The sequence below is a fragment of the Thalassobius vesicularis genome, from assembly GCF_004799325.1.
Taxonomy (GTDB): Bacteria; Pseudomonadota; Alphaproteobacteria; order Rhodobacterales; family Rhodobacteraceae; genus Thalassobius; species Thalassobius vesicularis.
The window spans coordinates 140,211-161,932 of record NZ_SSMD01000008.1 but is presented as its reverse complement, the minus strand read 5'-3'; the positions used below and the strand labels follow the sequence as shown (position 1 = coordinate 161,932).

The following is a 21,722-nucleotide window of genomic DNA, read 5'->3' as shown; positions in this document are numbered from 1 at the left end:
ACATGAGCGAAGCGAAATCAAGGCGTTACGCGTCGGATCTCATGGCGGGTCAAGTTGCCCTGGTCACGGGGTCCGGATCTGGAATGGGCCGGGCGACGGCGATCGAAATGGCCGCTTGCGGGGCAAGGCTTGCGCTGTTCGCGCGCCGCGAAGAGCCGCTGGAAGAGACCGCCGAAATGATCCGGGCGGCGGGGGGCGAGGCCTTTGTCGTGCCCGGAGACACCCGCGACGAAGACAGTATCGAAGCTGCGATGGGGCGGATCAAGGACCACTATGGGCAGTTGGATGTTTTGGTGAACAATGCCGGCGGCCAGTATATCGCGGCCGCCCGCGATATCACCAACAAGGGCTTCGAAGCCGTGATCCGCAACAACCTGATCGGATCTTGGCAGATGACCCGGGCAGCGGCGGATCACTTCATGTACGACAATGGTGGATCGGTTGTGTTTGTCACCGCCATCTCTGCGCGCACCGCGCTTACCGGCTTTACACACACCGTCGCCGCCCGCGCCGGTGTGACGGGCATGATGAAAACGCTGGCCGCCGAATGGGGCGAGTACGGCATCCGGCTGAACTGTGTCGCGCCGGGCACGATCAAGACCGATGCGCTTGGCCGCTATCCGATTCCGCCGGAACAGTGGAAAAAGCTGAACCGCTCGGTGCTAAACCGGATGGGGGCGGCCGAGGACATCGCAGGCACGATCATTTTCCTGGCCTCGAAACTTGGCGGTTTCATCACCGGAGAAGACATTTATGTAGACGGCGGTGAGACCTTGCATATGGGTCATGACGCGCGGGACATGATCAACCCCGCGATGTTCGAGAAACGCGAACGGGGAGATGGCAAGAATGAATAAACAGCCCGTCCTTCTGGAGATTTCCGACAGGATCGCCACGGTTACGCTGAACGACCCCGAGCGGCGCAACCCGGTTACCGGAAACGACATGATCGCTGCCCTTCTGAAGACCTTCGCCAAGGTGCAGGCCGATCCTCAGGTCAGCGTGATGATCCTGACCGGCGCCGACCCGGCCTTTTGTGCCGGCGGCGACATCAAGGAAATGAACGATCCCGACAGCGTGTTCCGCAAGGAGCCGCTGGCGGCGGCGCAGAGCTATGTTGATGGGGTGCAGCGGCTGCCGCTTGCGCTCTACAACATGGATATTCCGACCATCGCCGCAGTCAACGGCCCGGCGGTGGGCGCGGGGTGCGACCTGACCATGATGTGCGACATGCGCATCGCGTCGGAAAAAGCAAGGTTCGGCGAGGTGTTTCTGAATCTCGGAATCATTCCGGGCGATGCGGGCAGCTGGTTCCTGTTGCGTCGTCTGGGCCACCAGAAGGCCGCCGATCTGACCTTCTCAGGGCGCATGGTCGAGGCCAAGGAAGCGCTGGAGCTTGGTATGGTGCTTGAACTTGTGCCTCATGAAAAATTGATGGAACGTGCCCGCGAACGGGCCGCTGTCATCGCCGCGAAACCGCCGCGTGCGGTGCGGGTCGCCAAGCGTCTGATGCGCAATGCCGAACGGATGGACCTGCCGGATTTCCTGAATTCCGCGGCGGCCTATCAGGCGCTCATGCATCAGACCGAAGACCACCACGAGGCGGTTGCTGCGTTCGTCGAAAAACGAAAACCCAATTTCACGGGGCGTTAAAGGAAAGATCGCATGTCAGACATCACCCAAAAGAAGATGGAGCAAATCGCGCAGATGTGGAATGCGCGCGGCAAGGGTCTGATAACGCATATGGCGCTTGAGATCGAAGAGGTCTCGACGGAAGGTGTTCGGGTTCGGATGCCGTTCAATCCGGACTTTTGCGTCGATGCGGAACAATCGCTGCTCCACGGTGGTATCCTGACGGCACTTCTGGACAGTGTCTTTGGACTGGCGAACTTTGTTGCCATCGAAGGCGTCAGTACCATGGCCACTCTTGACCTCAGAGTTGATTACCTGCGCCCGGCCCGTTCGCGCGCGGATGTCATCGTTCAAGCGCATTGTTTTCGCAAGACCCGCCACATCGCCTTCAATTCCGGCAGCGTCTGGTTCGCGGGCCATGAGGATGCTGAAATAGCTAGGGGAACCGCCTCGTTTGCATTGACGCGCGGCGAAACCAGCCTGTTTGACGCAATGACAAAAGGAAAAACCTCGTGATGGACGTGCAAACTGTCAATGCCAATGTATCCCGGGTGCCGTTCTTCCGATTTCTCAACTTTGAGGTCAGAAGTCTAGACAGTCTCCATGCTGAGGCGGAAATGACCTTTGATGACCGCCATATCGGTAACCCGATCATGGAGTACTACCATGGCGGCATAATCGCGAGTTTTATGGAGGCCACTGCCGCCATCGCGGTACAGCCCGATTTCGCCGACGTTCCGGCCAAGCCGATCAACCTGACCGTCGATTACCTCAGACCCGGTGTGAAGGGACCGCTTTTTGCGCGCGCTAACGTCACGCGCAAAGGCAAGCGGATGGCAAGCGTCAGCGTGCTCAGCTGGCAGACGGATCGGGAAAAGGCGGTTGCCGAAGGGCTGTATCACTTCCTTCTGGTCTGACCGGGGCAACCGCTTTCAGGGCTACCTTGTCCTGTGGACGGGGTCGCTTCCCGGTTACAAATGCCTTCCAATAGCAGATTGATGAGCATGCTGGAGAATTCAGGCAGTGATAGATATCCTTCCACTCCTGCCTTGTTCGGGTCGAACCATTCCACCGTCCAGTTTAAGGCACCCAACATCACTTGGCGCAAGGGGACGATCTTGATATCCGACCGTATGGCACCGTCGTCCTGAGCTTCACGGAGTATCCGATCCCAGAGTTTTCCATACTCATGGCGAATACCCCTGTGCCTCTCCCTGAAATGATTGGGGAGCATTCCATAGCTTCTGATATTCGCCGAGGTGAATTCACTTGCCTTGAAGAGGAAATCCAGGTGCGCCCAGATTGCAGTCGCTATCTTGGCGTGATGATCGTACGGGGCATCGAATTTCCGAACGGCGGCTTCGACACCTGATAGCAAGTCCCTCAGTCCGGCGTTTAGAACTTCGTCAACGATCGCTTCTTTGGAGTTGAAATGGTAATAGACGCTGCCCGCTTTCATGTCCGCTTCTTCCGCGATCTTTCTCAGCGTGGTCGCCTTGTAGCCATTGTCCCTCAGAACGCGCGCTGCGGCCTTTAGAATTTCTGCACGGGTCTTAGCCGCCTTGCTGTCGGGATCCGGGGTTTTGGCGGTAGTGGCGGGGCACAGCTTCAAGCCTTCGGTATCCGCCTTGCGATGTGGACACATTCCGTCAAGTATCAGCTTACTCATTCGTTCCGCGAGTATGCGCACCGGATACGAGTCGACATCGTACCATTCTACGGTCCAGTTCATGGCACTCAGGATGAACTGGCGGATCACAGCAGTGGATATGTCGCTTCGAAGGTGGTCGGCGCGTTTGGCGTCATTCAGGAATTTGCCCCAGGCACCCGCATATGATGCACGCAATTCGCGATGCGGGGCGCGTGTTTCGTCCGACAACATCGGATAGTTCCGAATATTGGCTGACGTAAAGTCGCTGTCGGTCAATAGGTAGGCAAGGTGTGTTTCAATCAGCAGTCCGAAAGTCTTGCGAAAATCCTCCGAACTTGTCGGTGCCGACCGAACGATTTCACTGACCGCCTGATATAGTTGACGGACGCCAAGATCGAGAACTTCGCTCAGAATCTGGTCCTTGGATTGAAAATGATAATAAATGCTGCCGGCCTCAATGCCAGCTTCCTGCGCGATGTCGCGCATAGTCGTTGCGTGATAGCCTTCATACCGAAAAAGTCGCGCAGCCGCCGAAAGGATACCCTCACGTGTCCTCTCAGACTTGCTCAAGTCTTCGCTCAGTGTCCTGGGGGGGTCAGTCTTGTGTACCATTCCATTTCGATACTTGCGGGACACGAGACTGTCCATTGCATTAAATCTAACAAATGTTAGAATAACGCAAGGAACGTTCCGAATCAAGTTCTTTGCCAAGATGAAAGCGGAAGAGGAGGACCTCCATATGCGAGGGTTGAGTGGAAAACGCGTGATCGTGACCGGCGGCGGCAGCGGCATCGGGCGCGCGGTGTGCGAAAGGTTCGGCGAAGAGGGCGCCGAAGTTGCCGTTTTCGATCTGAACAAGGATGGGGCGGAGGAAACTGTCCGACTGATCACCGAGGCTGGCGGGAAGGCGCAGGCCTTCAAGGTAGATATCACCGACCGTAGTCAAGTCGACACGGCGGTGGCCGAGTTCGAATCCGGCGGCCCGATTGATGTGCTGGTGAACAACGCGGGCTGGGACGTGATCAAACCGTTCCTCGACACCGATCCCGACCTTTGGAAGAAGGTCATCGACATCAATCTTTACGGTCCGCTGAATATGCATCACGCGGTGCTTCCGGGCATGGTCAAGAACGGCGGCGGCCGTGTGGTCAACATCGCGTCCGACGCCGGACGCGTCGGATCATCCGGCGAAGCCGTGTATTCTGCCTGCAAGGGTGGCATCATCTCGTTCACCAAAACCGTAGCGCGCGAACTGGCGCGTAAAGGTATTCAATTGAATGCGGTCGCCCCCGGCCCGACCGATACGCCTCTGTTCGCTCAGGTTGCCGAAGGCGAGGCCGGTCAAAAGATCGCCGAGGGTCTCAAGCGGGCGATTCCGATGAAGCGCCTGGCGCAGCCGACAGATTACCCAGGAATCATCTGCTTCCTGTCGTCCGACGACGCGGGATTCATCACCGGTCAGGTGATTTCGGTTTCGGGCGGCTTGTCCATGCACGGCTGAAGCCATGACAGCAGCGCCGGACACAAGGCGTTGCTGCCAAACCGTGCCAAGAGTTACCTCCCCGACTGGCCGCGCCTTTTGTGCGGCCCTTTCTCATTCTAGAAAGGTTGCGAATGTTTCAGCCAGGCTCTGAAATCCAGCGGACAAGCACGCTGACCTCATTTCTGAAAGACTGTGGCATTCACAGTTACGAGGAGCTCGTCCACCGTTCGAATGAAGACCCAGACTGGTTCTGGGGCCAGATCATTGACCATGCCGGGATACGGTTCGCGCGGCCCTACAGCCGGTTGCGAGATATCTCCGAAGGGCCCGAATCGATCCGGTGGGCCGTCGGGAGTACTTTGAATCTGACGGAAACCTGTCTTGACGCCCGAATTGCCGATGGCTTGGGCGACAAGGTCGCAATCGACTGGGTCGGCGAAGACGGAAGCCGCCGCCGCTGGACCTATTCCGACCTTACCGCCGAAGCCTCCCGCGTCGCCTCGGCCCTTGCCGCGCGCGGTGTAAGGCCCGGTCAGGCGGTGGGCATCTATATGCCGATGATCCCCGAAATCGAGGCCGCGCTTCTGGGTATTGCCCGGCTGGGCGCGGTTGCGGTGCCGCTGTTTTCCGGTTTTGCGCCCCATGCCATCGTATCGCGCCTGAACGACGCGGATGCCGTGGCGGTGTTGACGGCGGATGCCACACCCCGGCGAGGCAAGCCGGTCTGGATGGAAGCGACCCTTGCCCAGGCTTTGACCGACGTACCATCGGTTCATACCGTGATCAGCCTGCGACGGTTCGGCGGTGCGGTAGCCGATCCGGCCCGCGATCTGGACTGGAGCGAAACCGTGGGCCGCGCCAGTCCGGAGCTTGCCGCCGTTCCCGTCAGTGCCGATGACACCTTTCTCATCGCCTATACATCGGGCACCACCGGGCGGCCCAAGGGTGTCGTGCATACCCATTTGGGCGTGCAGGCCAAGGCCACGGCCGATTTCCTGCTTTGCCTCGACATGAAACGGGATGACCGGCACCTCTGGATGACCGACATGGGGTGGGTCATGGGACCGCTTACCCTTTTGTCGGTGCTCTTGTCCGGTTCGACTCTGGTGCTGGCCGAGGGCGCACCATCAATGCCCGGCGATCCCTTCAGGCTGTTGCGTCTTGCGTCCGAGATGGAGGTCACGCATCTCGGCGTGGCCCCGACCCTGGTACGGCAGTTCATGACGCAGGATACTGAATCTTTGTCGGGCTACGACTTGTCGTCCCTGCGCATCGTCGCCTCGACCGGCGAGCCCTGGACCGAGGATGCCTGGCTCTGGCAGCTCGATCATATCTGTCGCCGCCGCGCCGTGCCGCTGAACATCTCGGGCGGGACCGAGCTTTTTGGCGCGATCCTGACCTCGACCGTGCTGCACGAGCTCAAGCCCGGCGGATTTTCGGCCCAGGCCCTGGGTGTCGGGGCCAAGGTTCTGCGCCAGGACGGCAGCGAAGCCGCACCGGGCGAGGTCGGCGAACTGGTCGTGACCCAGCCGCCTCTGGGTCTGACCCCGGCCATCTGGGGGGACCGCGATCGCTACCTTGAAACCTACTGGTCCACCTTCCCCGGCCTCTGGCGGCACGGCGACTGGGTGCGCTGCGATCCGGACGGGACATGGTATATCCTGGGCCGGTCGGACGACACGCTGAACATCGCCGGCAAACGCATCGGCCCGCCCGAGATCGAGGCGGCCCTGACCGAAACCGGAGAGGTGGTGGACGCCGCGGCCATCGCGGCACCTGATGACATCAAGGGCGTGGCTGTCGTCTGCGTCTGCGTGGCGGCACCAAATGTGTCGCCGGACGCGGAGCTCGTGAACCGGCTCAAGGATCGTGTCGGGGAGATCGTCTCGAAACCCTTCCGCCCGCGCGAGATCCACTTTGTCGAAGCGCTGCCCAAGACCCGCAGCATGAAAACCATGCGCCGTGTCGTGCGCGCCGCCTTTCTCGGTGAAGATCCAGGCGATCTGTCGTCGATCAGCAACCCGGAAACCATTCAGCCCATCGCAGACCTGCAAAAGGAAAAGTCATGATCACTGTTTTCGGAGCCACGGGCACGACTGGTGCGCCCCTCGTCGACACGCTTCTGGCAAAAGGCGCGACCGTGCGCGCTGTCACCAGCGACCTCTCAAAGTTAGACGCGCTAAAGGCCAAAGGATGCGAGGCGGTCGTCGCGGATTTCACGGACCCTGCCGCGCTGGCGCGGGCCTGTGACGGGGCAGAAAAGATATACCTGGTCACGCCTGCCCATCTGAACATGCGCCAGTGGAAGGCGAACGTGATCGAGGCGGCCAAGGCCGCGGGCGTGCGCCATATCGTTGTGGCCACGGGGCTTGGCGCGTCGCCCAAGGCGGGGCTGACCTTTGGAAAGTGGCATTCCGAAACCCAGGAGCTGCTGAAGCAAAGCGGCCTTGACTGGACCTTTGTCCAGCCGACCTATTTCATGCAGAACCTGCTGTGGCAGGCCGGTAACATTGCAAAGGACGCCGTGTACTATGACGATCTGGGCGGCCCCGTGGCCTGGATCGACGCCCGCGACATCGCGGATGTCGCCGCCGAGGCGCTGACCGCTCCGGGTTACGAAGGCAAGGCTCTTGGTCTGACCGGGCCCGAAGCTCTTACCGGAGAAGATATCGCCGCCCTCCTGTCCAGGGTGACCGGGCGCACTGTCACCTGCGCACCCCTGTCGGCCGAAAATGCCAAGGCGGGCATGGTGGCTGGCGGAATGCAGGACGAGGTCGCCAGAGCCATGGTCGAATTGGCTTCCATCGCGCCCAAGGGCTACCTTGCCGGCATCGAGACCACGGTCAGCGATGTGATGGGACGCCCGGCGCGCCGATTTGCCGATTTCGTCGCCGAGAACCGGGATGCTTTCGTCAAGTAACCTGATGGCGGCGCCGCTTTATCTCGAACTGGCGCCGCCTGAGGAAGCGGCCAAACAGATCGACCATTTGTTCGTGTTCCGCGATACCGGTGTGCTGAGCGGTGGTGGACGCGGGCGGTTCGCAACCGACCTCTTTACCCTTTCGGTAACGCGCGACGACAGCGGCGGCGGGCGCGTATCGCTGGCAGAACCGCGCCCCTATTTTTCGCCCCGCCCAAGGCCATTCCAGGGTGTCGTGGCCGGGCTGCGACTGTCGTCACGACCGCAGCGATTTCCCGACTCCAAAGGGCTGGACATGCTGGCCTCAGAACTGGCCCGGATTCAGACCGGGGACGATGACCTGCCTGCGCTCATCGCGGTGCTTGACGGCCTTGCGAGAGACCTGAGCTTTGCCGCACCAACCGGAGCTTACAGCGACCGGACCAAACGTCGAAAGGTGCGGGCGGAAACCGGCGTGTCGCGGCGGCGGCTTGCGACCTTGCGACGCTTTCGCCGGGCTCTCGGGCAGCTTGCGTCAAAGACCCTGCCGCTGAGCGATCTGGCGCTGGACGCCGGATATTACGATCAATCTCACTTGTCCGCCGCTTGCCGGATCTTCGCCGGCAAACCGCCCGGCGCGTTGCGCGCTCTGTCTATTCCGCGTCGTTTTGACCTTTCGCTACAAGATACGCGCCTCAAAGACCGCCTAAGATTGGTCATTGACGAATGAAATCGAAGAGGAAGACCCGCCATGACATAATTCAAACCGAAAAACCCCGACTATGACGCACGCGTGCGCAACAGTTTCGATCGCCAGAAGGTGATGAACACGTTGGGGATCAGCATTGCCGAGTTGTTACCCGGCCGCATCGTTCTGGAAATGGCACATCAGGTTGCACTGACCCAGCAGCATGGGTTTTTGCATGCCGGAATCGTGTCGACAGCGCTGGACAGCGCCTGCGGATACGCGGCCTTTTCGCTGATGCCAGCGGACGCGGCAGTGTTGACGGCCGAATTCAAGATCAACCTACTCAACCCGGCGGACGGCGAACGGTTTCGCTTCGTCGCTGACGTGGTGAAACCAGGCAGGACGCTGACCATATGCGAGGCGCGTGCCTATGCCGTGAAGAGCCAGGATGAAAAGCTCGTCGCAACGATGACCGGAACGCTCATGGCGCTGATCGGGCGGGCGGGGGTCGCGGACTGAGCGCAACCCGGCCGCAGCACATCCGATCCGGGCGGCCGGGCCGATTATTCAGACAGCTGGATCAGCTGTTCCAGCGGCTCGCGACCTCGGCCAACCGTTTCCCGTAGGCGCGCGCGGTATCCAGATCGCCGCCAGCAGGTTCAGACCTGCCAAGCGGTAATGTTAGCCTTTAGCAGTGCGGTCGCCGATTGTCCCTCGTCAGGGTTTTTCGGAGAGCTGAGACTGTATCGTAACGGAGGATCTGGTTCAGTTTCTGTTCAAGTTTATGCGGCAGCGGCCTGATGCTGCAACCGTAATTGGAACGGATGGACGCCCACGGTGCCGATGGGCTGCCGTCACGCCGGAGTTTCCAGTCAGGGCGGAGCTGGCGCACCATTCCGGCCAAGCGCGAGAACTTTCGTGCTGCCTTCGCCGGGTTCGACTTTCGGGGAGTTGCGAACTTTGACGACAACGACATTAAGCGCCTACTTGCCGATGAAGGAATTGTTCGCTATCGAGGCAAGATCGAAGCCGTGATCAACAACGCTCGCCGTACTTTCGAGGTCGTCCAAGAGGAAGGCTCCTTCGCCGCATTCATCTGGCTATATGAACCTGCCAAGGACGACGCACTGCCACAAATGCGGTCCAAATCACCAGCGTCCGAGACCCTGTCCAAAGACCTACGAAAGCTTGGCTTCAAATTCGTGGGGCCGGCCACCGTATATGCATTCATGCAGGCCATGGGATTTATCAACGATCACGCAGAGGTCTGTTGGATGCGAAAGGACGTCGAAACAGCCCGAAACACCCTTCGCACACCGACATAGGCAACTGTCGGCCAATTAACGTGAAAAAAATTCAGGGCCACTTAGCGTGGAAAGTCACAGACAGGTTTCGCGTCAGTCGACCTAGACTTCAGAGCTTTGAGAGTAGCGAGGCCAATTGAGCGGCGTCTTTGGGTTTCAGCTTTGCGCCGATCCTTTCCGACAGAACCCGTTCATAGATCGGCCACATCGCCCTCCTGACAGATTTACCCTTTTCAGAGATAGAAATGTTTTGACCTCGCCCATCTTCCAAGCAGTCCTGTCGGTTCACCAGCCCTGCTTTCACCATACGGTTCAGCAGCCGCGAGGTACCGTATTGGGGTAACAAAATCCGGTCTTTGAGTTCGAATGGCCGGAGTCCGTCCGGGCCAGCCTTCTCGAGTTCGAGAAGCGCGTCATACCATGCAATTGGCGGGTATCCTGCCGATTTCAGAGACGTTTCGACAGCCTCAAGCAAAACGCGGCTTTTAGTCATGAGGGCTGTCCAGGCGGCCTCAGTAGCATGGTCAATCTCGTTCATATCCAGCACCTATCATGTACATGTAAGTGCATCAACCTTGACATCGCATGTGACGCGCTATATATAGATGCAACTGCATCGACATATGGGATCATATCATGTCACAATCGCACCTCACAGAATTTGGGATATTCCTGCTCCGTATAGCACTCGGGATCATGTTCCTGGCGCACAGCCTGTTTCTCAAGCTCTTCATTTTCACACTTCCCGGAACGGCGCAGTTCTTCATTTCGATCGGGCTGCCCGGCTGGTTTGCTTATATGGTCTTTGCAGTCGAGGCGATTGTCGGTGCCCTTTTGGTCCTCGGCGTACAGGCTCGGTGGGTCGCGTCGGCGACCGTGCCCATCCTGGCCGGTGCGACCTGGGCTCACTCCGGAAACGGCTGGATGTTCGGATACGAGAACGGCGGGTGGGAATACCCGGCCTATCTGACGCTGCTTGCCATCGTGCAAGGGCTTCTGGGCGACGGCCGTTTCGCCCTCAGCCCTTCCTTCGCGCCCGGTAACGTGCAGATGGCGGGAGAGACAACATGAGCCTCCACCTCATTAGCCATGCGCTCTGCCCATATGTGCAGCGCGCGGCGATCTCGCTCACTGAGAAAGGTGTCACGTTCGAGAGAACTGACATCGATCTTTCGAACAAGCCCGACTGGTTTCTTGCCATATCTCCGCTGGGCAAGACGCCTGTCCTGGTTGTGGACGGGACGCCGATTTTCGAATCTGCGGTTATCCTCGAATATCTTGAGGATACACAACCCCACGCGCTTCATCCGCACGACGCTCTCGATCGCGCCCGCCACCGTGCCTGGATTGAATTTGGATCTGCTGTCTTGAACGACATTGCGGGGTTCTACTCGGCGCCGAACGAGAAAGCGTTGGAAGAAAAAGTGGCGGCGCTCCGCGCAAAGTTCCTTCGGCTGGACGCGGAGCTTGGGGAGGGACCATGGTTCGATGGCCACCGGTTCAGCCTCGTCGATGTCGTATTCGGCCCGGTCTTCCGCTATTTCGACGTTTTTGACACCATCGGAGAGTTTGGCGTCTTCACAGGGCTTGCCCGTGTAAGGGCCTGGCGACATGAACTGGAGCGTCGGGTTTCTGTGAAGAATGCCGTCAGTGAAGATTACCCGACCCTTCTGCGTGACTTCATCAGACGGCGCAATTCTTACCTGTCCCAGATCATGCAGACAGGAGGGCCGAAGAAGACAGTTACACAGGTGCGATCGGCTGACCGCTGATCACTTGATATCGTTTTGTCGGGCCGCAGTACAGAACCGGACGTTTGAGGTCGCTTGGCGAATGTCCGCTTTGTCCCGCACATCGGATAGTCGCCGACTTTCCCTTGAAGGCCCGCAGCAGCCCCAACCGGCAATTGCCGGCAGTCCATGCCCGTCCGTGCGATGCGCCGGGTTACTGCTGCCCCCACAGCGCAACCGGGAACAAACCACCGATCGCACTGATGAATGGCTCAGGGATCTACGAATCCTCCTGAGCTCAAACACCCGGAAAACCCTAGCCGTGTAGTCCGACAGAGGGCTGCGCTTCAATCGCGGGTCAATCTATCCCAGATGGTGGATCACTTTCAGGGGGTTACTCCAAAGGGCGGGGATAAGAAGCTCGTGGCAACGAGGATAAGAACGCTTTTATCGCTATTGGGGCGAACTGGCGTGGCTGGCTGACGATCGGGTCAGAGCGAAAATTAATCTGCGAGCCGGGCTTCGAGGATATGCCGCTGGATCTTGCCGCTGGTCGATCTGGGAAAATCCTCGAACGCGATGAAGCGAATTTCGCGTGGTCGCTTATAGCCAGCGAGGCTTTCGCGGCACAAGTTCAGCAGCGCCTCGGCATCCGGCCCGTCATCGTCACAGGCGACAAAGGCCACCGGGCTTTCCCCCCATTTCGCGTCGAAGGCCCTTACCACGGCGGCATCGATCACATCGGGATGAGAAAGAAGCACACGTTCGATTTCCGCCGGATAGACGTTTTCACCTCCGGTCTTGATCAGGTATTTCGCCCGATCCACAAAGTCGACGGTGCCGTCCGCATTGCGCCGGAACAGATCGCCCATGTGGAAAAAGCCGTTGCGAAAGTCACGGGCATTGGTGTCGTCGGCGTTCCAGTACCCGGAAAACAGCGTCGGACCCCGAAGCGCCATTTCGCCCGGCGTTCCATCGGGGACTTCGCGGTCGTCGGGATCGACCAGCCGCACCTCGCAAAAGGCGCTGATGCGCTTGGACAGCCGGTCCGGGGTCACACCCGGCGCGATCAGATCGGCGGTTCCCGGCGGCAGGCCGGTTTCGGTCGCCCCGAAGGAATTCAGATAGGGCGTGTCCAGAAGACCGGTCAGTTCCGCGATCTGATGCGGCGGCACCAGATCAGCCATTGCGCCGCAAACCTTGATCCCCTTCAGCGGCAAAGGGTTGGCGTGCCGTTCGTTAATAAAAGCCTCCAGTGCCCCGGGCATCATCACGAACCAGCCGATCCTGTGGCGTGACAGCGCCTCGTTGATGACGGCGGGCTGCAGCCCGTCCACCATCACCACGGTCCCGCCCCGCAGGATCGTTGCCAGCGCATGATCGGTGGAGGCCATGTGGAACATCGGCGCCCAGGCGATGAACCCGTCGCCGGGATCCAGCGCCAGCTGCGCCGCAAAAACCATGGATCGGGCGATATGCGCGCGGTGGCTGATAAGCGCCCCCTTGGGCAGGCCCGTGGTCCCCGAGGTATAGAGGATCGTCAGACCGGCCTCGGGGTCGTCAACCATGGTTCCGGTGCGCGGGTCCGGCTCGACCCCGGCAATGGCCGTTTCCAGGTCTGGCCCGACGGTTAGACAGGGTGTCGACGCGACGGCGCGGTAAGCTTCTGAAAGTTCCGGTTCGACAACCGCGAGAACCGGCTCGACCAGATCGATGCAGTGCCGCAGTTCATCGGGGGCAAGCCGCCAGTTCAGACAGGCGACGATCGCGCCGATTCCCGCTGCTGCAAGTTCGACCTCCAGGTATTCTGAGCGGTTATGCGACAGGATCGCGATCCTGTCTCCGGGCGCCACGCCTCGTGCCAGAAAGACAGCCGCCAGACGATCGACCCGCTCCAGCAGTTCTGCATAGGTCAGTTTCCTGCTGCCGTCCTCGATGGCGAGGGCGCGGGCGCAGTCATGTGCGCGGGTTCGAAAGATCGAATACAGATCAGCGCGCCCCGCGCGGATGACGTCGGTCAGCATAGTTTCCCCCTTGCCCGAGCCTCGGTTCAGAGATCCTGCGCCAGGCGCACGCCCTCATCAATGGCGCGCAGCGCATCCAGTTCGGCGGCCTCCTTTGCCCCGCCGATCATCGTAACCGGGACGCCGCGCGCTACAACCTCTTTGGCCAGGGCTCGTTCCGGTTCCTGACCGGTGCACAGCACAATTGTATCGGCTGCGATGACCGTCGGGTTTCCGTCCGCGACGATGTGCAGCCCCGCATCGTCGATATGTTCATAGGTCACCCCGCCCATTGCCTCGACCCCATGTTTGCGCAGCGCGTTGCGCAGGATCCACCCTGTCGAAACACCAAGCCCCGCGCCCGGTTTAGCGGTCTTGCGCTGCAGCATGACGACCTTGCGGCGCGACGGCTTCGGTGCCAGAGGGTCGCCCGCCAGGGCACCCGAGGAGACAAATTCGGGGTCCACACCCCAGGTTTCGCAAAAGACGTCGGAATTCGCGGTCTCGGCGGGTTTGGTCACTAGGAACTCGGCCACATCATGACCGATGCCCCCCGCCCCCATCACCACGACACGGTCGCCCGCCTCGCGGTCACCGGACAGAATTTCGGCGTAGGTCGCGACGCTGGGATGGTCGATACCCGGCAGGTCGGGAATGCGCGGCGTGACCCCGGTGGCGATGACCACATGGTCAAATCCCTCAAGATCGCTCGCCTCTGCCCGCTGTCCCAGACGCTGCGTGACCCCGTGTTTCTGCATCTGACCGGCATAATACCGCAGGGTTTCGTCGAATTCGTCCTTGCCTGGTGCGGCGCGGGCCAGATTCAGCTGACCGCCCAATTTGTCCTGCGCTTCGAACAGGGTGACATCGTGGCCCAGCCGCGCCGCCTCGGCGGCTGTGGCCATGCCCGCGGCACCACCGCCAACGACGGCCACTTTCTTTGGCGTGTCGGTTGGCGTATCCCGGAATTCCGTTTCACGCCCGGCCCTTGGATTGACCAGACATCCGACCGGCCGGTCCGAAAAAATGAAATCCAGGCAGGCCTGGTTGCAGGCAATGCAGGTGTTGATCTCGTCTGCGCGGCCCTCGCGCGTCTTTTTCACGAAATGCGGATCGGCCAGAAACGGGCGCGCCATCGAGATCATGTCCGCATCGCCAGAGGCAAGTATGTCTTCTGCAAGCTGGGGTGTGTTGATCCGGTTCGAGGCGACTACCGGGATCGACACCGCCGCTTTGACGTTGGCTGCCGCCTTGCGCCAGGCACCGCGCGGCACCGGGTAGGCGATCGTCGGCACGCGGGCCTCATGCCAGCCGATGCCGGTGTTCAGGATATCCGCACCCGCAGCCTCGATCTTGCGGGCCAGTGCGGCAATTTCATCGGCGGGCGCGCCGCCCTCGACCAGATCGGCCGCCGAAATCCGGTAGATGACCAGAAAGTCGGGGCCGCAACGTTCGCGCACCGCGCGCACGATCTCGACCGGGAATCGGTGGCGGTTCGCGGCGCTGCCGCCCCAGTCGTCTTGGCGCTTGTTGGTGTGGGTGACGGTGAATTCGTTGATCAGGTATCCTTCGGACCCCATGATCTCGACGCCATCAAAGCCTGCGGCCTGCGCATTGGCGGCCGCCACGGCAAAATCCTCGATGGTACGGAGAATGTCGGCTTCGGTCATTTCACGCGGGATGAAACGGTTGATCGGAGCGCGGATCGGCGACGGGGCCACACACCCTTCGATCTTGGCATAGCGCCCGGCGTGGAGGAGTTGTGCGCAGATCAGGCTGCCTTCGGCCTGCACCGCCTCGCAGATCGGGCGCAGGTCAAGCGCTTCTTCCGGGTCATCGATTCTCGGACCTTCTGGATCGAATATGCCCTCGGCATTGGGCGAAAACCCGCCGGTGACCAGAATCGCCGCCTCCCCCCGCGCACGCTCGGCGTAAAATGCGATCTGTTTGGCTATGCCGTCGGGCTCGGTTTCCAACCGCGTGTGCATCGACCCCATGATGACACGATTTCGCAACGTATGCTGGCCTGCGCGGATGGGCGAGAGCATGGTTTCAAAGCTTCCATCTGGTCTATTTTTCACTTTGGTTCTCCTCCTCAAAACTGCACTTGATCTACATTCTAACATTTGTTAGATTTTTTTGGAAAGAAGATTTTCGCTCATGGGGAGGAGCACCGATGCAATTCCAGCCTACAGACGATCAGAAGGCGTTTCGCGAGACCGCAAAGCGCTTCGCAACTGAAAGGCTTGCGCCCACATATCAAGAACGCGCCAGCGGCCATACATTCGACCGTGCGCTGATCAAGGAGATGGGCGCACTGGGGCTGATCGGGGCCGATCTGCCCGAGGAATTCGGGGGTCTCGGCGAAAGCTCTGTCACGTCAGGGCTGATCGTCGAAGAGATCGCCTATGCCGATTTCAACGCAAGTTACGTGCAGCTTCTGGGCTCTCTCATGGGCGGAATGGTTGCCAAACATGCCTCCAAGGACATCGCGTCGGAATGGGTGCCCAAGGTTGTTTCGGGTGATGCGGTCATTGGCCTGGGCCTGACAGAGCCGCGCGGCGGTTCGGATGCGGCGAACCTGATTCTGAGAGCTGAGAAATCCGGCAACGGCTGGCGGCTGAACGGTGAAAAGACATCCATGAGTTTTGCCAGTCAGGCGGATGCGGCGGTCGTCTTTGCCCGTACCGGCGATCCTAACGGCGGCTCACGCGGGGTCAGCGCCTTTTTCGTCGATCTGAACCAGGAAGGCATCAAGCGCACCCATTTTGACGACATCGGCACCAAGCCTGTCGGGCGCGGGTCGGTGTTCTTTGACGATGTTTTCGTTCCGGCCGAAAATATGATGGCGGAACAGGACCGTGCCTTTGGCACGATCATGGCGGGCTTCGACTATTCCCGCGCACTGATCGGGCTGGAGTGCCTGGGGGCCGCGCAAGCGTCGGTGGATGAAACCTGGGCCTACGTTCAGGAGCGCGAGGCATTCGGAGCCCCGATCGTGCAGTATCAGGGTGTCAGCTTTCCCCTGGCCGAGGCCGAGACCCAACTGACCATGATGCGCCAGCTTTGCTATTACACGCTGGACCTGCGCGACCGTGGCCTGCCGCACACCTCTCAGGCCGCCATGTGCAAGTGGTACCTGCCCAAAACCGCCTGCGAGATCCTTCACCAGTGCCTGATCCTGCACGGACATTACGGCTACACCACCGACCTGCCCCACCACCAGCGCTACAACGATGTGCTCGGCCTGCAGATCGGTGACGGCACCGCGCAGATCCAGAAGCTGGTGATCGCCCGCGAAAAGGTCGGTCGCATGGCGCTGCAGTATGACAAGAAGGCGAAGGGAGCCGCGAAATGAGCGACCCCATCCTCGTCACTTCCGAGGGCAACACCGGCATCATCGAACTGGCCCGCCCCGAGAAATTCAATTGCCTGTCACTTGAGGTGCATGAGCGTATTTCTGTCGCGCGTGCGGAATTCGAGGCGAACCCGGATATCCGGGCGATCCTCATCCGGGCGCAGGGCAAGCACTTTTGCACCGGCGCCGATCTGGTGGAAGTGAAGGGTAAATTGAACGATCCCGCCGCGCTGGACCATTTCATCGCCTTTGGCATGAACAACCTGCGTGCGCTCGAAACCTCCTCCCTCCCTGTCGTGGTGGCAGTGCAGGGGTTGTGTCTGGCCGGCGGGATCGAACTGATGCTGGCATGCGATGTATGTTTCGCGGCCGAAAGCGCCCAGTTTGGCGATCAGCACGCGCAATTCGGGCTGATTCCCGGTTGGGGTGGCTCGCAGCGGCTAACACGGTTGATGGGGCAGCGCCGGGCGCTCGACCTGATGTTCTCGGCCCGCTGGCTCAAGTCGGACGAGGCCAAAGAGGCCGGCCTGGTCAACTACGTCGTGCCGGATGCGGATCTGCACAAGATCTCGCTGGAATACTGCCAGAAGATCGCCACCCGTTCACGTCCCGGCATCGCCGAGATGAAGCGGTTGGCGCGTGAAGGCGCGGACCTTGGTATCGACCAACAGATGCGGCTTGAGCGCGATGCCGCCGTGCGTGCACTGCCCAGCGATGACGTGGCCGAGGGCCTCGACGCATTCGAGAACCGGCGCGCCCCCAGATTCAAGGCCTGAGGACAGAACATGGATTTCACTTTGAACGACGAACAACGCCAGATTTACGAGTATGGCGGCCAGCTGGCGCAGAAGTTCGACAACGATTACTGGCTGAGACACGCGCGCAAGCACGAGTTTCCGCACGAAATGTTCCACCAGATCGCCGATGACGGCTTCCTCGGCATCATGGTGCCCGAGGAATATGGCGGCGCGGGCCTTGGCATGACCGAAATGGCCCTGTTCATGGAAGGCACCGCCAATCACGGCATTCCGCTTTTGATGATGGTGGTCGGGCCGACCATGTCGCTGGCCCATATCGCCAGCCACGGGAGCGAATTCCACAAGAAAGAGCTACTGCCGGCCGCCTGCCGCGGTGATATCCAGTTCTGTTTCGCGATCACCGAACCGGGGGCCGGGTCGAACACGATGAAGGCCACTACGCTTGCCAAGCGTCGAGGCAACCGGTTCAGCCTGTCGGGCGAAAAGACCTTCATCACCGGGGCCGAAGTGGCCGACTACTGCCTCGTGGTGGCGCGGACCAAACCGCATACCGAGGTCAGCCGCAAGACCGACGGCTTTACCCTGTTCGCCGTCGATCTGAAGAAAAAAGGCGTCGACAAGCAGCGGGTGAAGATCTCGATCCCCCTGCCCGAGGAGCAGTGGACACTGTTCTTCGACGAGGTGGATCTCGGCCCCGAGGATGTGGTCGGCGAAGTTGACGAAGGATTCTCGATTCTGTTCGACAGCCTCAACCCCGAACGCATCATCCTGGCCGCACTGTGCTGCGGCATCGGCCGGTTCGCCCTGAACAAGGGCGTGGCCTATGCCTCCGAGCGCAATGTGTTCGGCCAACCCATCGGTGCGCACCAGGGCGTGCAGCATCCGATGGCCAAGGCGCACACAGCGGTCGAGATGGCCAGTCTGATGACCCGGCGCGCGGCATGGGAGTTCGACAACAAGCTGCCTGCCGGTGCGTCGTCGAACATGGCGAAATATGCCGCCGCCGAAGCCGGGATCGAAGCGGTCGACGCGGCGCTTCAGGCGCATGGTGGATCGGGCTTTACCGAAGATACGGGACTTTACGAAATGTACCCGCTGGTCCGCCTGCTGCGCACAGCGCCGGTGAACCGCGAACTGTGCCTGAGCTTTATCGGCGAAAAGGTCATGGGCCTGCCACGATCCTATTGATCGCCACGGCTTGGAACGGAGAACGACATGCAATTTGGAATGCGCTTCCGGCGGGAGGATGCCGCCGACAAGGTAAATGATCGCTTCTGGCACGCGATCGAGGGCACGCCGCTCGACGAGGTGCGCCGTATTCAGGAAGAGCGGCTGCGTGACCAGATGGCCTATCTCAAGTCGAATTCGACCTTCTATCAGGAAAAGTTCGCCGACGCCGGTGTCGATTTCGACGAGATTCGCAGCATCGAAGACCTGCAGAAGCTGCCTTACACCTACAAGACCGAGATCCGCGAAAGCCTTGCTGCGGAACCGCCCTTCGGCAAGCACCGCGCGGCACCAATGTCGGACATCATCCAGATGCAGGCCTCGTCGGGCACCACCGGCAGCCCCTCGTATGTGGCCCTGACCGAATCCGACGCCGAAATGTGGCACGAGATGACGGCGCGCTGCTTCTTCGCCAACGGGGTGCGACCGGGCGATATGGTGTTGCACGCGTTTTCGCTGGCCAAGGGCTTTGTCGGCGGCATCCCGGTGATGCAGGGATTGCAGTACATGGGCACGATCGATGTGCCGGTGGGGGCGGATGGCGGTGCAGAACGTCTGCTGCGCGCCTGCGCAGACACGCGGCCGCGTTGCGTGGTCGGCGCTCCGAACTTTGTTCTGCACCTGGCCGAAAAGGCTCCCGAGGTGCTGGGATGCAAGGCCAGCGAACTGGGTATCGAGCGCGTGATCGTCGGCGGCGAACCCGGCGGCGGCATTCCCGCAATTCGGGCAAAGATCGAAAAGGCCTGGGGTGCGAAATGCACCGAGATGCTGGGCGGCACCGATCTGGGCGTGACATACTGGGCCGAGTGCGACGCCCAGTCGGGTATGCACATGGTCAACATGGACTATATCATCACCGAATTGCTCGACCCCGAAAGCGGCGAAATCATCCCCTGGGAAAAAGGTGCCGAGGGCGAGATGGTCTATACCGCGCTCGGCCGCCAGGCGAGCCCGCTCGTGCGGTTCCGGTCAGGCGATTATATCGAAGTGATCGATACCGAATGCTCCTGCGGCCGCACCGGGCCGAAGATCCGCTGTACCGGCCGGACCGACGACATGCTGATCGTCCGGGGGGCCAATGTCTTCCCGTCGGCGATCAACAGCGTCATTACCGAAATGGTGCCGGACACCAATGGCGTCATGCGCATCGTGGCCGATTTCGAGGGCCACACCACGCAGGGCGCGCTGACGGTGATTGTCGAACGCGGCCCCAATCGCGATCCGGCCGATGACGTCACCCTCAAAAAGAAAATCGAGCAGCGCCTGCGCGAATCCTTGGTCTTCAAGGCCGACGTTCACCTGGTTGCGGCCGACACTTTCGAAAAACCTGGCGCCGCCAAGGTCGCCTTCGTTCTCAGGAAATATCCAGACCTGCCATGACTAGAATGAAATCCCTTCTCGACACCGCGTCGGACGACTTCCGCGCCAACGACGTGTCTTACCGCGAAAAGGTCGATGAACTACATGCCCTCCGGCTCTTACAGCGCGTCGGCGGCCCCGAAATGGCGCGCAAACGTCATGTGGACAAAGGCAAAATCCTGCCGCGCGAACGGATCGAACGACTGATCGACCCGGGCACACCATTTCTGGAACTCGGCGAGTTGGCCGGACTGAATATGCACAAGGGAGTTCCACCCGGCGCCGGCATCATCACCGGTATTGGCGTGATCGAAGGCCGTCAGTGCATGATCATCGCCAATGATGCCACCGTAAAGGGCGGCACCTATTTCGGGATCACCTGCCGCAAACACGTCCGGGCACAGAAAATTGCCTGGAAAAACCGCCTGCCCGTCATCACCCTCGTGGACTCCGGCGGTGCCTTCCTGCCCGACCAGGCCAACCTTTTCCCCGACGAAGGCCAGTTCGGCTCCATCTTTCACCAACAGATCGGCATGTCTGGCGATGGTGTGCCGCAAATCGCCGTGGTCATGGGGCCCTGCACCGCGGGTGGTGCCTATATCCCCGCGCTCTGTGACGAAGTGGTGATCGTGCGCGGTCAGGGCTTTATGTATCTAGGCGGACCGGAATTGACCTTTGCCGCAACCGGCGAAAAGGTCGAAGCCGAAGAACTGGGTGGCGGCAAGATGCATTCGTCCGTCTCCGGTGTGACAGACCATTTGGCCGAAGATGACGCCCACGCTCTGGCCATCACGCGCGAAATTGTCAGCCATCTTGGCGAAAAACCCCAACCCCGCAAGACGCCCGAAACGCCCCGTGCGCCCGCCTACCCGGTCGAAGAGATTTATGGACTCATCAGCCGCGACCCCAAGGTGCCGACCGACAACCGCGAAATCGTGGCTCGGTTGGTCGATGAGAGCGATTTTCACGAATTCAAACCGCTTTATGGCGACACGATCATGACCGGCTGGGGCCGCATCCACGGCCACGAGGTCGGTATTCTCGCAAATACAGGCGTGCTTTTCGTCGAAGCCGCACTGAAGGCCACGCATTTCATCAATCTCTGCGTCCAGCGTGATATTCCGCTGCTGTTCCTGGCCGATGTGAACGGCTTCATGGTGGGCCGCGAGGTCGAGCAGATGGGCATTGCCAAGGCTGGCGCCAAGATGATCACGGCCATGTCTTCGGCCCGGGTGCCGAAATTCACCATTATCACCGGCGGCTCCTATGGGGCGGGATACCTGGCCATGCTGGGCCGCCCGTTCCAGCCGGACGCAATGTTTGCCTGGCCGACGGGACGGTCGGCAATCATGGGGCCGGAACAGGCCGCCAGCGTGCTGGCTCAGGTCCGCGCGCAGATCAACGAACGCGAAGGCAAAAGCTGGACCCCCGAGGAGGAGGAAGCCTTCAAGGCACCGATCCGCAAGGAATACGAAGATTTTCAGGGGGCCTATAATTTTGCTTCCAACCTTTGGATCGACAGCGTGATCGAGCCCTGTGAGACCCGTGACGTCATGGCGCTGATGCTGGATGTGACATCGCGCAGACCCAAGGTCGAAACCAAATTCGGCGTGTTCAGGATGTGAGGAGC

Annotated in this window: 21 protein-coding genes; 17 read left to right on the top strand and 4 right to left on the bottom strand. The window is 60.5% G+C overall.

From position 1 onward, the window contains the following. The first annotated feature begins 2 nt into the window (after nt 1–2). Genes E7681_RS15690 through E7681_RS15675 form a run of 4 tightly spaced genes read left to right on the top strand, consistent with a single transcriptional unit; the run spans nt 3 to nt 2,549 of the window. Complete coding sequence (locus tag E7681_RS15690) at nt 3–857, top strand: SDR family NAD(P)-dependent oxidoreductase (protein WP_057796873.1); 855 nt, start codon at nt 3–5, stop codon at nt 855–857. Then, a complete protein-coding gene (locus E7681_RS15685; protein ID WP_027264418.1) occupies nt 850–1,653 on the top strand; it encodes an enoyl-CoA hydratase-related protein in 804 nt (267 codons plus the stop codon). Before E7681_RS15690 ends, E7681_RS15685 begins: the two co-directional genes overlap by 8 nt. A gap of 12 nt (nt 1,654–1,665) precedes the next feature. Next, nucleotides 1,666–2,148 carry a PaaI family thioesterase gene (locus E7681_RS15680; RefSeq protein WP_027264417.1) on the top strand — a complete coding sequence of 161 codons (483 nt, stop codon included), beginning with the start codon at nt 1,666–1,668 and terminating at the stop codon, nt 2,146–2,148. Next, nucleotides 2,148–2,549: a PaaI family thioesterase gene (locus E7681_RS15675; RefSeq protein ID WP_028093915.1), complete on the top strand. Its 402-nt coding sequence runs from the start codon at nt 2,148–2,150 to the stop codon at nt 2,547–2,549. Before E7681_RS15680 ends, E7681_RS15675 begins: the two co-directional genes overlap by 1 nt. On the opposite strand, the gene E7681_RS15670 is transcribed toward E7681_RS15675, so the two are convergent. After that, nucleotides 2,531–3,895 (bottom strand): TetR/AcrR family transcriptional regulator, encoded by a 1,365-nt coding sequence (locus E7681_RS15670; protein WP_136340203.1) that lies wholly within the window; start codon nt 3,893–3,895, stop codon nt 2,531–2,533. The genes E7681_RS15675 and E7681_RS15670 overlap by 19 nt on opposite strands. 100 nt (nt 3,896–3,995) lie before the next feature. On the opposite strand from E7681_RS15670, the gene E7681_RS15665 reads away from it, so the two are divergent. The 6 genes from E7681_RS15665 to E7681_RS15640 all read left to right on the top strand — a co-directional run bounded on the left by E7681_RS15665 (nt 3,996) and on the right by E7681_RS15640 (nt 9,678). Then, complete coding sequence (locus tag E7681_RS15665) at nt 3,996–4,784, top strand: glucose 1-dehydrogenase (protein ID WP_246032510.1); 789 nt, start codon at nt 3,996–3,998, stop codon at nt 4,782–4,784. Between the two features lie 113 nt (nt 4,785–4,897). Then, entirely contained in the window at nt 4,898–6,835 is a 1,938-nt protein-coding gene (locus E7681_RS15660; RefSeq protein WP_136340202.1) for an AMP-binding protein, read from the top strand. Beyond that, a complete protein-coding gene (locus E7681_RS15655; RefSeq protein WP_027264413.1) occupies nt 6,832–7,686 on the top strand; it encodes an SDR family oxidoreductase in 855 nt (284 codons plus the stop codon). Before E7681_RS15660 ends, E7681_RS15655 begins: the two co-directional genes overlap by 4 nt. 4 nt (nt 7,687–7,690) lie before the next feature. Next, complete coding sequence (locus E7681_RS15650) at nt 7,691–8,395, top strand: helix-turn-helix domain-containing protein (RefSeq protein WP_223228098.1); 705 nt, start codon at nt 7,691–7,693, stop codon at nt 8,393–8,395. Nucleotides 8,396–8,458: 63 nt separating this feature from the next. Then, on the top strand, nt 8,459–8,872 hold the full coding sequence (locus E7681_RS15645) for a PaaI family thioesterase (RefSeq protein ID WP_168733230.1): 414 nt from the start codon (nt 8,459–8,461) through the stop codon (nt 8,870–8,872). A 305-nt stretch (nt 8,873–9,177) separates the two neighbouring features. Then, nucleotides 9,178–9,678 carry a DNA-3-methyladenine glycosylase I gene (locus tag E7681_RS15640; protein WP_136340201.1) on the top strand — a complete coding sequence of 167 codons (501 nt, stop codon included), beginning with the start codon at nt 9,178–9,180 and terminating at the stop codon, nt 9,676–9,678. A gap of 88 nt (nt 9,679–9,766) precedes the next feature. Here the strand turns inward: E7681_RS15640 and E7681_RS15635 are convergent, their stop codons facing one another. Beyond that, nucleotides 9,767–10,195: a MarR family winged helix-turn-helix transcriptional regulator gene (locus E7681_RS15635; RefSeq protein ID WP_232237122.1), complete on the bottom strand. Its 429-nt coding sequence runs from the start codon at nt 10,193–10,195 to the stop codon at nt 9,767–9,769. 98 nt (nt 10,196–10,293) lie between these two features. On the opposite strand from E7681_RS15635, the gene E7681_RS15630 reads away from it, so the two are divergent. Then, complete coding sequence (locus E7681_RS15630; protein ID WP_136340200.1) at nt 10,294–10,728, top strand: DoxX family protein; 435 nt, start codon at nt 10,294–10,296, stop codon at nt 10,726–10,728. Continuing rightward, nucleotides 10,725–11,429 carry a glutathione S-transferase family protein gene (locus E7681_RS15625; RefSeq protein WP_043753650.1) on the top strand — a complete coding sequence of 235 codons (705 nt, stop codon included), beginning with the start codon at nt 10,725–10,727 and terminating at the stop codon, nt 11,427–11,429. The genes E7681_RS15630 and E7681_RS15625 overlap by 4 nt, the downstream gene beginning before the upstream one ends. A 461-nt stretch (nt 11,430–11,890) precedes the next feature. Here the strand turns inward: E7681_RS15625 and E7681_RS15620 are convergent, their stop codons facing one another. Beyond that, a complete protein-coding gene (locus E7681_RS15620) occupies nt 11,891–13,411 on the bottom strand; it encodes a class I adenylate-forming enzyme family protein (RefSeq protein ID WP_136340199.1) in 1,521 nt (506 codons plus the stop codon). A gap of 26 nt (nt 13,412–13,437) precedes the next feature. Then, nucleotides 13,438–15,438, bottom strand: a complete 2,001-nt coding sequence (locus E7681_RS15615) for an NADPH-dependent 2,4-dienoyl-CoA reductase (protein ID WP_036051597.1) — start codon at nt 15,436–15,438, stop codon at nt 13,438–13,440. A gap of 128 nt (nt 15,439–15,566) precedes the next feature. On the opposite strand from E7681_RS15615, the gene E7681_RS15610 reads away from it, so the two are divergent. Genes E7681_RS15610 through E7681_RS15590 form a run of 5 tightly spaced genes read left to right on the top strand, consistent with a single transcriptional unit; the run spans nt 15,567 to nt 21,717 of the window. Then, a complete protein-coding gene (locus tag E7681_RS15610; protein ID WP_050685898.1) occupies nt 15,567–16,748 on the top strand; it encodes an acyl-CoA dehydrogenase family protein in 1,182 nt (393 codons plus the stop codon). Then, the gene (locus E7681_RS15605) at nt 16,745–17,524 is read left to right on the top strand and encodes an enoyl-CoA hydratase/isomerase family protein (RefSeq protein ID WP_050685888.1); all 780 of its coding nucleotides are present in this window, start codon (nt 16,745–16,747) and stop codon (nt 17,522–17,524) included. Before E7681_RS15610 ends, E7681_RS15605 begins: the two co-directional genes overlap by 4 nt. Nucleotides 17,525–17,533: 9 nt before the next feature. Continuing rightward, the gene (locus E7681_RS15600; RefSeq protein ID WP_136340198.1) at nt 17,534–18,694 is read left to right on the top strand and encodes an acyl-CoA dehydrogenase family protein; all 1,161 of its coding nucleotides are present in this window, start codon (nt 17,534–17,536) and stop codon (nt 18,692–18,694) included. A 27-nt stretch (nt 18,695–18,721) separates the two neighbouring features. After that, nucleotides 18,722–20,113, top strand: coding sequence for a phenylacetate--CoA ligase family protein (locus E7681_RS15595; RefSeq protein ID WP_136340197.1), 1,392 nt, complete (start codon nt 18,722–18,724; stop codon nt 20,111–20,113). Continuing rightward, nucleotides 20,110–21,717, top strand: a complete 1,608-nt coding sequence (locus E7681_RS15590) for an acyl-CoA carboxylase subunit beta (protein ID WP_136340196.1) — start codon at nt 20,110–20,112, stop codon at nt 21,715–21,717. Before E7681_RS15595 ends, E7681_RS15590 begins: the two co-directional genes overlap by 4 nt. The last annotated feature ends 5 nt before the right edge of the window (nt 21,718–21,722 follow it).